15 protein-coding genes are annotated in these 10,267 nt (G+C 66.2%); 7 read left to right on the top strand and 8 right to left on the bottom strand.

Going from position 1 to position 10,267, the window contains the following annotated elements; translation table 11 throughout:
• Positions 1 to 146: 146 nt before the first annotated feature.
• On the bottom strand, positions 147 to 887 hold the full coding sequence (locus IFT45_RS16455; RefSeq protein WP_192129514.1) for a hypothetical protein: 741 nt from the start codon (positions 885 to 887) through the stop codon (positions 147 to 149).
• A gap of 721 nt (positions 888 to 1,608) precedes the next feature.
• Here IFT45_RS16455 and IFT45_RS16450 point away from each other — a divergent pair.
• The 6 genes from IFT45_RS16450 (at position 1,609) to IFT45_RS16425 (ending at position 5,704) form a co-directional block, all read left to right on the top strand.
• Positions 1,609 to 2,916 (top strand): hypothetical protein, encoded by a 1,308-nt coding sequence (locus IFT45_RS16450; RefSeq protein WP_192129512.1) that lies wholly within the window; start codon positions 1,609 to 1,611, stop codon positions 2,914 to 2,916.
• Positions 2,917 to 3,078: 162 nt separating this feature from the next.
• The gene (locus IFT45_RS16445; protein ID WP_192129510.1) at positions 3,079 to 3,363 is read left to right on the top strand and encodes a hypothetical protein; all 285 of its coding nucleotides are present in this window, start codon (positions 3,079 to 3,081) and stop codon (positions 3,361 to 3,363) included.
• A 256-nt stretch (positions 3,364 to 3,619) separates the two neighbouring features.
• Positions 3,620 to 4,042, top strand: coding sequence for a hypothetical protein (locus tag IFT45_RS16440; RefSeq protein ID WP_192129507.1), 423 nt, complete (start codon positions 3,620 to 3,622; stop codon positions 4,040 to 4,042).
• Positions 4,043 to 4,121: 79 nt separating this feature from the next.
• Positions 4,122 to 4,580 carry a hypothetical protein gene (locus tag IFT45_RS16435; protein WP_192129506.1) on the top strand — a complete coding sequence of 153 codons (459 nt, stop codon included), beginning with the start codon at positions 4,122 to 4,124 and terminating at the stop codon, positions 4,578 to 4,580.
• 116 nt (positions 4,581 to 4,696) lie between these two features.
• Positions 4,697 to 5,095: a hypothetical protein gene (locus IFT45_RS16430; protein WP_192129504.1), complete on the top strand. Its 399-nt coding sequence runs from the start codon at positions 4,697 to 4,699 to the stop codon at positions 5,093 to 5,095.
• 129 nt (positions 5,096 to 5,224) lie between these two features.
• Complete coding sequence (locus tag IFT45_RS16425; RefSeq protein ID WP_192129502.1) at positions 5,225 to 5,704, top strand: DUF3515 family protein; 480 nt, start codon at positions 5,225 to 5,227, stop codon at positions 5,702 to 5,704.
• A 99-nt stretch (positions 5,705 to 5,803) separates the two neighbouring features.
• On the opposite strand, the gene IFT45_RS16420 is transcribed toward IFT45_RS16425, so the two are convergent.
• From IFT45_RS16420 to IFT45_RS16395, 6 genes are all read right to left on the bottom strand, one after another.
• Positions 5,804 to 6,181 carry a hypothetical protein gene (locus tag IFT45_RS16420; RefSeq protein WP_192129501.1) on the bottom strand — a complete coding sequence of 126 codons (378 nt, stop codon included), beginning with the start codon at positions 6,179 to 6,181 and terminating at the stop codon, positions 5,804 to 5,806.
• Positions 6,182 to 6,281: 100 nt separating this feature from the next.
• Positions 6,282 to 6,650 carry a hypothetical protein gene (locus IFT45_RS16415; RefSeq protein WP_192129500.1) on the bottom strand — a complete coding sequence of 123 codons (369 nt, stop codon included), beginning with the start codon at positions 6,648 to 6,650 and terminating at the stop codon, positions 6,282 to 6,284.
• 91 nt (positions 6,651 to 6,741) lie between these two features.
• On the bottom strand, positions 6,742 to 7,536 hold the full coding sequence (locus tag IFT45_RS16410) for a GH25 family lysozyme (protein ID WP_192129499.1): 795 nt from the start codon (positions 7,534 to 7,536) through the stop codon (positions 6,742 to 6,744).
• Between the two features lie 129 nt (positions 7,537 to 7,665).
• Positions 7,666 to 8,166, bottom strand: coding sequence for a hypothetical protein (locus IFT45_RS16405; protein ID WP_192129498.1), 501 nt, complete (start codon positions 8,164 to 8,166; stop codon positions 7,666 to 7,668).
• A gap of 76 nt (positions 8,167 to 8,242) precedes the next feature.
• Complete coding sequence (locus IFT45_RS16400) at positions 8,243 to 8,416, bottom strand: hypothetical protein (protein ID WP_177174842.1); 174 nt, start codon at positions 8,414 to 8,416, stop codon at positions 8,243 to 8,245.
• Between the two features lie 30 nt (positions 8,417 to 8,446).
• Positions 8,447 to 8,647, bottom strand: coding sequence for a hypothetical protein (locus IFT45_RS16395; protein ID WP_192129497.1), 201 nt, complete (start codon positions 8,645 to 8,647; stop codon positions 8,447 to 8,449).
• Between the two features lie 103 nt (positions 8,648 to 8,750).
• Here IFT45_RS16395 and IFT45_RS16390 point away from each other — a divergent pair, with 103 nt between their 5' ends.
• Entirely contained in the window at positions 8,751 to 9,152 is a 402-nt protein-coding gene (locus IFT45_RS16390) for a hypothetical protein (RefSeq protein WP_146856381.1), read from the top strand.
• A 338-nt stretch (positions 9,153 to 9,490) separates the two neighbouring features.
• On the opposite strand, the gene IFT45_RS16385 is transcribed toward IFT45_RS16390, so the two are convergent.
• Positions 9,491 to 10,069 (bottom strand): TlpA disulfide reductase family protein, encoded by a 579-nt coding sequence (locus IFT45_RS16385; protein ID WP_244638077.1) that lies wholly within the window; start codon positions 10,067 to 10,069, stop codon positions 9,491 to 9,493.
• Between the last annotated feature and the right edge of the window lie 198 nt (positions 10,070 to 10,267).

Genomic DNA, 10,267 nt, shown 5'->3' with positions numbered 1-10,267 from the left:
ACAGTGCGGCTGGTGATGCTGCGAGCATACGCACACGACTTCAGCTCAACCGAATGTCTTCTGCTCGGTCCGTTCCGATAGGGGATCGTTCAGCGGCCGCTCGTGCTGTTGCTTGCGAGCAGTCAGTCCAGTAGGTGGCGTGTCGGTCAGGCCTGTTCTTGGCCGTTGATGACGTCGCCGTCCCAGGAGAGGTCGTCGTCGGGGTCGACGCAGTAGGCCTCGAACCTGCTGTCCTTGAGGATCGCGTCCACGAGGGCTTGAGTGCCGGCGACGATGGTGGAGTCAAAGTCGATCTGGCTGGCGAGCACCCAGGCGTGGTCCTCGGGCCACAGGATCTGCATCGACCTGTTCCACATGGACCAGCGTTCCCAGCCGAGCTTGAGAGAGAAGCCCCAGTCGAGCTCGGTGAGCTCGCCCAGGGTTGTTGTCGCGAGGACGTAGGCGAGCCCGTCGCCCAAGGTGAGCGTGCGCGCCGACACCAGCTTCTGACCGCTGCCGCCTTCCCAGAACCCCGCCATGACATCGTCCGGAGTGGTCGTTCCCGCGCTCAGCAGGGGCGCGAGGGCCGCGAGGACGAGCGGGTCGAGCCAACCGATTGAGCTCGATCCGTCTCCGGTCGGCTCCTGGTCGCCGAGTAGGCGTCCCCACTGCACGAGCGGGTGCATCACGTGCCCGTTCTCCGCGGCGACGTCTGCCCAGCGGCGCAGCGACCAGTCGTCGTCCGGCGGCACTCCCCACCCTCGTCGGGATGGCCGGTAGAAGGGCCTCGGATGCAGGATGCGTGCGTACGCCTCGAAGCCGTAGCCGGCGACCGCACCGACGTTGGACCACCCCTCCATGCGTTCGACCAGCCATGAACCTCGCTCAACGTCATCCGTGATCTGCATGACGGCAGCGTGCCAGATGCAGTCCCACCGCGAAGGCCGACCCCCAATATGTGATCCCTGTCCGGTTGGAGGGTCTTACTGATGCTTCGTTTCCCAGTAGCGCAGTGTCACCGAGTGGCCATCTGCCCAGATCGCAGTTCTGACAGCTGCCTCGAGCCGGAGGCCCTCGCGGTGGTGTTCCGCTGCCGTCTCCGCTGATGACCAGCCTGTTCGATGTGAGTAACCCTGGTGGAAGTCTCGTGCCCAGGCCTTCAGCTCCGTTTTCAGCCCCTGGGGCAAGGCCGGTTCGTCGTCGCCGACGCCCCCTGTGGGCCCCCAGACGGGCCATTCCGCCATGTACTCGTTCGATAGCTCGTAACGCACGCTCGTACTCTTGCACGCGCCAGATAGGCACGCCCCACTGAGACAGACAGGGGCCCCAGCCAGTTCCGATAGACGATCGTCCAGCGGTCAGGGAGTGGGCAGATGGGGGCCCGTGCGCGACCTCGGAACGAACCGACGACGTTGATCCCGTGGTCGAGGGTGCCACCGAGATGAAGTGCGAAGAACGAGCGCCGGTGAGGCTTTCGTCCCCTGCTCATCGCAGTTCGGGGGACGAAGTCGTCACGATCAGGTCACGGCGAGTCCGCGGAGTCACACTCTGGACGCGCGCGTGTCCACGGAGCCCTACCGTCGGTCCGCCGGCTCTCTCCGGCTCGACTCGATGTCTCCTGGGGGACCCATGACCACTCCTCGTAGCACCCGCGCCTGCACCCTCCCCGCGGCGGCACTCGCCGTCGCCCTAGTCCTCGCGCCGACGGCGGCGTTCGCCGCGGACGGCGACACGGTCTCGGGATCGGCCCCTGTGGCCTCTGGCGCGGACACAGCCACGACGGCCGCCCAGGTCCCTGCCGACGCTGCGACGGCCGCCCCGACAGAAGCTCCTCTCGACGCGGCTCCGATCGACTCCGCGGCGGGCTCACCCGACACCACCGCGGGCACGGAGCCCGAGGCGTCGACGCCGTCCGGGGTCGTGACGGGTGGTGACACTCCCAGCTCCGCTGTGCTGGGGTCTTCTGCCTCGACGCAGGAAGCGCCGACGGGGCTCGTGGCCGAGGACGGCGACGAGGTCCTCGCAGGACCCGAGGTCTTCTCGACGGACGGTCGTGACCTCCACCCCGGCTTCACCACTTTCTTCGGCGCGTCCGGCTTCGCGCCCGGCGAACTCGCGACCATCAACGTCACCGGATCGGACGGGCGGGACCTGTCCGGCTGGCTCCGCATCGTGCCGAACCTCGCCTTCGGGGCCGACGGTGAGACGTACTTCACGGTCACCGTCCCTGTCGACGTCGACGTCCCCGACGTCGTGACGCTGACGGTGTCCGACCAGTCGGGCCGCACCGCGTCCGTCGAGGCACTGGTGAGCGCGTTCGTGGTCAGCCCGTACCTCGACGCGCCGGTCTCGGCGACCGCCGGAGTGGTGCGCATCGAGGGCCACAACGGCGAAGCCGGCCAGGTGGCCGTCGTGAGCGTCGTCGACCGGTCGCTTGTCGATGCCCCCGAGTCCGAGCAGGGCGGCGAGGACGGTGTCGACGGGGCGGCCCTGCAGGCAGATGAGGTCGCGGCCGAGGACCCCGAGATCGTCACCGACGACGCCCCGGTCGTGTACGACCCCATCGAGGGTGTCGCCTACACGGTGGTGCCGATCGACGAGAACGGGGACTTCACCGCGTCGTTCGTCCTGCCCGAGGGCGACTACGTGAGCGACGCTGCGGTGTTCAGGCGCGACGGCAGCGCCTCGTCCGACTTCTCGGAGCCCATCGCGTTCTCGGTGTCCGCGGCGGCCGTCGTGCCCGCGCCCGTGGCTGCGGCCGCGGTCGCCGCCCCGGCCGCTGTCCCGGTCAGCGTGGCTCCGGTTCGCACCGCACGGGCCGCGGGGCTGGCGTACACGGGCTCTGACCCGTCGCCCTGGCTCGCGGTGGCTGCTGGTCTCCTCGCGGCAGGTGCTGCTGCCCTGGCTGCTTCGCGCCGACGGGGTCGACGCGCGTAGCGCCCCTGCCTGCATCGCAGCGCTGGCCTCGCTCACGCGGTCGGCCCGGCTCGACAGGCACGCGAGCCAACTAGTGGCCTGGTAGCCAGTCCCCAACCGGACGCTATCCGGCGAGACCGCCTGCCGGTCGGCGAGGGGCGCCGGCACCGCTACCGTGACCACATGACTGATCGATCGCTCGTGAACCGATGGACGCTCGTCCTGTCCGGTCTGGGCATCGTGGCCCTCGTCGTCTGCGTGGTCGCCACGGTCAGTGCCGGTGCGCTCGCGCCGGTGTTCTTCTGGTCTGTGCCGGAGGGCACGGAGATCGTGACGACGAAGGAACAGTACGAGTCGGTGCTCGTCACCCAGCTGGTCGGCAGGATCGCGGCAGTGGGCACTTTTGTCCTGGGTCTCAGCGCTCTCGTTCTCATCCACGTAAGTCGTCGAGCCAGTCGTGCCCGTTAACCCGTGGACAGGCAAACGATTTGGAGATTTAGAGCGCTTTAGCTCGATCGCCTAAAACAACTGTGGCGACGCCGGATGAAGGTGCAAGGCGTCCCAACAGCCGATCCTGACGGGGAACCTGGGCGAGCCCAGGAACCCCGCCATTCACAGCGGGGTCTGGGCTGCCCTCGCAACGTAGCCGTATGTTGGCCCAGCACCTAGTGCCCGGTGAAGGATGGTCTAGCGCTGCGCATGGGATGCCTGGCATGGTCGCGCTATGACTACTGGACGTCGAGGCGCAGTCGCTGGTGTTGCGTGTGGGCTTCTCTTTTCGGTGACTGCTTGTTCGGCGGGTGGTGTTGCCTACTCAGATCTGAGCGGGTCCCAGTCGCTCAAGACCGAGGGCGTTCCGGATTCCTTGACAGACGGTGCTCTGTACGGCTTCAGCACGGAGACGACGCGCCTGGTCGGTACGCGTGATGGAGTCGACGTTTTACTGGCGTCAGCGGAGTCGAACGCCGGCGCGTGTCTCCTGGCGTACGCGAGTGACGCTGAATGGGTCAGCGGGTGTGTGGAGGGCGAGGGAAGCATCGGCGAGGTCAGGGGGCTGAATTTTGTCATCCTTCCCGACGGCGTTCCCGTCCCCGACAATGTCGACAGCGTCTCGGACAACGTCTTTGTGCGCGAAGAATCCCCGTAGAAGATCAGGCACCGGGACGCCGGACGATTTCACTCCATAGGTGGTCGTGAAGGTCCGGGCGGAGCACTAGACACGAGTCATGGAAGAAGTGCGTGGTCGACGGTCGCCTAGGACGGCACTGGCGCAGATCTGGCTCACGGTCTTGCCGTTGCTCGCGCTGGTCGCGTTGTGGCCGTCCTCGAGGGGGGAGGCGCCGGCGAGTTCCTTCACTGACGGGGGAGGCGTCCCGTTCGTCAGTGCCGACGATTCGGTCGCCGTCATCATCGAGACGCACGCGCCGGTGGTCCTCGGTTGGGCCCTGGTGGTGCTCGGGGTGGGTCTCTCCGCCGCTGTCGTGGCTGGGGCTCGGGGTCCCGCCGCGAGGCTGCGGCGCCTCTCGGTTCTTGGGCGGGTGGCTCTGGTGGTGGTCGCTCTTGCGGGTGGGGTGTTCGCGTCCCTGCCGGTCCAGGCGCATCTCGTGGGGTGGGACAGGGGTGAGGTGCCCGCCGCGGTGCCGTGGTGGAGCAATGCTTCGTTCAGCTGGATCGAAGTGCACTGACGAGCTGCCGCGAGTGAAGGGGCACCGGCGTCCCACACTCGAATCGTTGGGATCGCGAGCCCGCTTCGAGGGTGTGCTGGTGCCGCCAACAGCTGCGCCGTCGCTAGGGTCGGGACATGGACGAGGCCGACCGAGAACTGCTCCGCCGTGCCGAGGTCGAGGTGGCCGCGTTGCCCCACCGCGACCCCCTTGTCGAACCGTCTCCCCGATCGGTCGACGGCCCCGCCGTCGACTATGCGCCGAGGGGCCGGGAGCAGCTTCTCGCCCCGCTGACCCTCATCGTCTGCTTCGTCACGGCCTGTGCCGAGGGTTCGTGGCTGTGGTTCTCCGCCGCAGACTGGACCTCCTTGTTGTGGTTCGCCGTGCCGTTCCTCCTGGTTGCCTCGATCGTGCTTGCAATCGTCGCCGGAGCTCTGGGCGGCCGCGCTGGCCGGTGGGCAGGAGTCTGCGGTGGCATCGCCGTCGTACCGCCCGTGTGCTTCGTGGTGTCGCTACCCCTGGCGCTCTTCGCGTAGTTCAACCCGGCTAGGGCCGATCAGCTGCACGATGATGCCCGGGCGGCGTCTGTTTGACGGGGTGCGCTGTGGGCGTCGAAGGCGCCGACGCGGAAGGCCGGGGTACGGTCTCGCCATGGGGGAAGACGAATGCGAGCTGTAGCTGCTGGGGTGGTGGTGGTGGTGGTGGTTGGGGCGTCACTGGCAGGATGCGTGGCGGCTGTCCCTATGAGCTCAGCCGACGAGGCCAACGCGGTGGGGTGCGCGCAAGTCACAGTGCATCTTCCTGAGACCATCGCTGAGACCGAAGTGAGACGGGAGACAGATGCCCAGGCCACTGGTGCTTGGGGTGAGCCCGCGTCTGTCCTGCTTCGCTGCGGGGTCACAGAGCCAGGTCCCACGGATCTGCCGTGCTACACGATCCAGGGAGTGGATTGGATCGTCGACTCCCCACAAGACGATCCTGATACCGCCATCCTGACCACCTATGGCCGCTCTCCTGCTGTGGAGGTCGTCTTCGACACAACGACGTTGACGGGCGCTAGCGTCATGGGAGACCTAGCCGATGCCGTCGGGTACCTTCCGGCCAACGGGCGCGCATGCACGAGCGCCGAAGACTTAACCTCCTGAGCCAGGCGTACGGATGCGAAATCGCGGCACGAGCCTTTCGTAGCCAGCCCTGACGTGAGCCGCCTCTGTAGCTTGGCGCCGTAGACCGACTCCCTGCGTCTAGAGCGGGCCAACCCCAACCCAAAGGGCCGGCAGCGACGTGGTGAGCAACAACGCCGCCGTTCCCAGGCTCACGACGGCTAGGGGCCGGCGTGTTTCGCGTCGGATGCAACTGGTGATCGCGAGGCTGAGGGAGGTGGCGGACATGATGCCGACAGGTACCCAGGCCGCGAGAAAGATCGGGTAAAGGAACAGCCAGCCTTCGTTGTCCCAGAGGACGACCGGGGCCCACATCGTGGCGTACAGGATCACGTAGGAGACGAGAGCCACAAGGGCCACGATGACTGACGCCACGGCAAAGGAACTGGCCGCCACGAGACGAGACGGGCCGGTACGCGGTTCATGGGTTTGGCCAGGCCGCTCCGGGGTGGTCGTCACGATCGAAAGCTAGCAGTCCCCGATGCGGCGTCAACCGCCGGTCGACACCTCAGCATCGATTACTGGCGCCCGATAGGGGATCGGCTGCCGTACAAGGGGCCTAGGTGAGGCTCGCCTTGATGTCGTGCTCGAGCCTGGTGAAGCGCTCTTGATAGACGGCGTAGTGCGCCCTGGTTGCGACCAGGTAGCTGCCCTCGTCGCTCGTCATCTTCAGGCGCACTGAGCTGCCCGCTCCTTCAGAAGCGATGGACCACGTGACGACCATGGGGATGCGCTTCTTTCCCGCCTTAAGCAGCCCACCTAGAAGCCGGTAGGCAGTTCGAGATCCGAGGTTAACGCTGCCTTCGTGCGCCTGTACTACAGGCTTCTGCGCCACATCGCGAAGCAGCTCAACTAGCCGTCTGGCGGCCATGTCCGGGGGGAGACCCGTTGAGATGTCGGCGGTGTGCTGGGCGGGCTGGATCGGCATGCCTATTTGTAGCGCACAAGACGAGCCTGGGTAGGAAGTGCCCGATAGACGATCCGGTTGCGGGCATCAGGGCGGCCGCGACGGCGGGGTGTCAGGGCAGCAGCAACGACTCCAGTTCTTCGCGGTTGCCTCTGAAGGCGTTCATATCGATGAACTTTTCGTCGCCGTCGTACCCGTCGAGCTGCTCGCGTGCCGACCACTGCCAAAAGGCCCAGTCGCGGTGGTCGGTGAGATGCGGGGAGGTGGCGACCGAGCGGAACCAGATGGGGTTGTCGGGGTAGCTCCCGGCGAGGTATCGCTCGTACCAGTCGCGGGTCGCGTACAGCACGGCCGGTCGGCCGTAGTGCTGTTCGATAGCAAGCAGGATCGGGTCCAGCGCTTCCTTGACTGTGGCTGCCGGGGGAGGGGTGTCGCAGTACGTGGCGTAGCACTCGACGTCGACCACGACGGGCAGGTCGCCTCGGTGCCGGGAGACGGTGGCTATGACGTTGGCTGCTTGGTCGGTTCCCGGGCTGTCGACGCTGAAAAAGTGGTAGGCGCCGACGAGCAGGTCGGTGTCGTGGGCTTCGGCCCAGTTGCGGGCGAACCGGGGGTCTTGGTAGCTCGAGCCTTCCGTCGCCTTGATCCAGGCGAAGTCGATGTCCTGCGACGCCAGGACGTCCCAGTCGATCGTGCCTTGGTACGCGGACACGTCGACGCCCTGCACCGGGTACCGGAGGGCCGCTGTGCGAGTGGGCCAGAGCGTGCCCGTGAAGAGAAGTGCGGCGATGACGAGCAACGTGAGGGCGACTGCGGCGGCCGAGATGGCGACTCGGCGCTGTCGGCGTCGTCGAGGAAGCGCGCCTGCTCGGGCTGAGGCGTCGTCTCTGTTCTCGTGTTCGTTCACGTTGGGCTCCACAGGAGACGAGGCTACGGGGGCAGGGCGAGCGGGCACGTTCTCGAACCCGCTACCGGTTCCGACAGATGATCCCAGTGCGTGCTGCAGCTCGCGGGGCGTCGAGCGAGCCGGTTCGTCTCAGGGGTTGGTGCGCCTCCAGACCGCAACGACGTTCTGGTCGCCGACCTGTCCCTGACCGTGCTGCAGGTAGCCCGTCCTCTCTGAGGAGACGACGATCGAGTCGGCCCCGAGGTCTAGGAGCTCCTGCTCGACCATCGTGGAGTTCCCGGGGCTGTCCGGCAGTTGCTCGATGACCCAGCCGTCGGGCACCTCGACGGCGCCCTCGACGTACTCGATGCCCATGCCCAGCATCGAATGCTCCACGGCCTCCGAGGTGATGACCTTGGCCCCCTCGGGGAAGTCCACCCCTGTCACGGCGCTGATGGTCTCGAGAGGCACGTCGTGGCAGCGCGTGGAGAAGGGGTTGCAGACGCCGTACTCGCCCGGCTCGTTCAGCTTCGTGTTCACCGCGATGATCGGCGCCGCCACGACACCCGCGACGATGAGCCCGATGACCAAGAACAGGCCGGCGAGCAGGAGCAGCTGCCGGCCGAGGCGGGGCGGGGCGTACTCGTCCATCTGCTCATCCTCGGCGAGGGCGACCATGGACGCGTCCGCCTGGCGCCCGAGAGGGTTGCGCCCTGCGGATGAGTTGTCAGCCGGTGGTGTCCCAGGTGAGGAAGACCACCCCGACGAGCACCGGCACCAGGGAAAGCAGCGCGATGATCACGCCACCGACGACGCTCGCTGCGCGCTTGTCCATCGCCAACCAGATGCCCCCGACTACGCCGAGGGCGCCGACGATGATCAAGGTCAGGGAGAACGCCACAGAGGTCCTTCCGAGAGCGACGATGGGGAGCTACGAGATGGAGATGCCTGGTGCCACCGTCACCAGCAGCGCCACGGCACCGAGCAGAAGCGGTACCAGCGATCCGACGATGACCACGACGCCCGCGGCGACGCTGAACTTCGCACTGACGACCTCTCGGTTCCGAATGAGGAACAGGCCGGCACAAAGACCGATGAGGCCAGCGGTGAGGCACACGAGCGCGAGGGTCACGGTGCAGATCCTGTCATGAGATGGATCGTTGATCGCTTCAGAGGCTGTCCCAGATGGGGATCGGCATCTGGTGATCTTGACGACCGCGTCCTAGTCTCTGTCCATGGACACGACCGTCGAGATGCGCTTGCGGCAGCTGGCTCTGGTGGCCCAGACCGCTTTCATCCTGGGTCTCGCCGGGATACTGACGCTCTTCGGTATCTGGGCCTCGAACTTCCAGCTCATCGGCGGTAGCGATCCGTGGACGTTCATGCAGGTCATCGCTTATGACGTCGTTCTCGCAGTGTCCGTCCTCGCGCTTCTGACAGCCACCCTGCTCGCCTCTGCGTCGAACTGGCCCGGTCTACGGGTTCTCTCGGTCGTGGCCCTTGCCATAGTCGTCGGCGAGGTCGTTGTGCTCCTCCTCCTTGAGGGGCAACTGACGAGCATTATCGGCGGTGGCCAAGGGCTTATGTCCGACTACGTGCCTTGCGTCACCGGTGGAGACGATCCCCGCTGCACATAGGCAAGCTCAGGGCTTGACGGACGTGGGTGACTCCCGCAGGGTGCCCGATAGCCGATCCCTCACCGAGAGCGGTTCCGGACCGACCTATCGAGACGATCTGGGTCCAGCAACCACGGGGGAGCGGCTGCCGTCCACGAGCGTCCGACGACCGATCGGCTATCGAGACACCGCCATAGGGTCTGGTCATGACTCTGCGCGGCTTCCTCGATTACATCGGCATCACGCGACCGAAGGGCGAGCGCAACTGGTTGCAGAAGCTGCTTGACCGACGCCGCACCCACTGACAGACCATCTATCGAGACGCCGGTGTCGTTCTTGAAACTCCTCCACGTGTGTGGTCAGCCGGCGGGCGGCACTTTGGAGGTGGCAGTCGCAGTCTTGACAAGCGCCCGCAGGATTGAAGGATCGACAGGCCCCAAAACTCGAGCGCTGACGCGTCCCTCGGGGTCAAGGACGAACGTCGCCGGGGTCGCGTTGGGAGCTGTCTCGCCGGCGAATGCGAGCTGAACGCTTCCGGTGTTGGCGTCGATAGCGGTGGGGTAGGTGACGTCGAATCGTCGGGTGAATGCGTCGGCAGTGTCAGGCTGGGCCTTGACGTTTACGCCGAGGAACGCAGCGTCGTCGGCTACGTCTTCGCTCACTTCTTGGAGGTCGGTCGCTTCCATCCGGCATGGAACGCATCCGGCCCACCAGAAATTGAGAACAGCAACCTTGCCTTGATAGTCAGTTGCCGTGATCTTTGTGCCGTCACTGAGCTCGGAGTCGAAATCGATCGGGTCCCCCCGATCCTCGGGCGCTATCTCGGTCACAATCTGGTCAGCTGAGATGTATCCCTTGCCGTCACCCCACTGCTGTTCGAGCCCCGACGATGAGCTGCATCCAGCCACGGCTGCGCCGACTGCCAAGAAGAGGGCCAAGGGGGCCAGAAGTCGACGTGTTCGCACGCGTGAGGATAACTCGGCCAACCTGCGCATGAACAGAATCCATTGGCCAGATCGCCGCATCTCTGAGGGAGCGGTCGAGTCCGGCAATCGTCCGGTGGACGATCCTTTTTTGGTTCGGCCTCCTGACAGCGGACGGCCTCGATGTCGTCACCAGGATGCGGGTAGCGGTTT

It is taken from the genome of Frigoribacterium sp. CFBP 13707 (genome assembly GCF_014842245.1).
Classification (GTDB): domain Bacteria; phylum Actinomycetota; class Actinomycetes; order Actinomycetales; family Microbacteriaceae; genus Frigoribacterium; species Frigoribacterium endophyticum.
The sequence above is the reverse complement of the archived record's forward strand: the minus strand, read 5'-3'. Positions and strand labels throughout refer to the sequence as shown.

Coding starts and splice junctions, on each gene's coding strand:
- IFT45_RS16455 (WP_192129514.1), bottom strand. CDS start 887: ATGCAGATCACGGATGACGTTGAGCGAGGTTCATGGCTGGTCGAACGC.
- IFT45_RS16450 (WP_192129512.1), top strand. CDS start 1,609: ATGACCACTCCTCGTAGCACCCGCGCCTGCACCCTCCCCGCGGCGGCA.
- IFT45_RS16445 (WP_192129510.1), top strand. CDS start 3,079: ATGACTGATCGATCGCTCGTGAACCGATGGACGCTCGTCCTGTCCGGT.
- IFT45_RS16440 (WP_192129507.1), top strand. CDS start 3,620: ATGACTACTGGACGTCGAGGCGCAGTCGCTGGTGTTGCGTGTGGGCTT.
- IFT45_RS16435 (WP_192129506.1), top strand. CDS start 4,122: ATGGAAGAAGTGCGTGGTCGACGGTCGCCTAGGACGGCACTGGCGCAG.
- IFT45_RS16430 (WP_192129504.1), top strand. CDS start 4,697: ATGGACGAGGCCGACCGAGAACTGCTCCGCCGTGCCGAGGTCGAGGTG.
- IFT45_RS16425 (WP_192129502.1), top strand. CDS start 5,225: ATGCGAGCTGTAGCTGCTGGGGTGGTGGTGGTGGTGGTGGTTGGGGCG.
- IFT45_RS16415 (WP_192129500.1), bottom strand. CDS start 6,650: ATGCCGATCCAGCCCGCCCAGCACACCGCCGACATCTCAACGGGTCTC.
- IFT45_RS16405 (WP_192129498.1), bottom strand. CDS start 8,166: ATGGACGAGTACGCCCCGCCCCGCCTCGGCCGGCAGCTGCTCCTGCTC.
- IFT45_RS16390 (WP_146856381.1), top strand. CDS start 8,751: ATGGACACGACCGTCGAGATGCGCTTGCGGCAGCTGGCTCTGGTGGCC.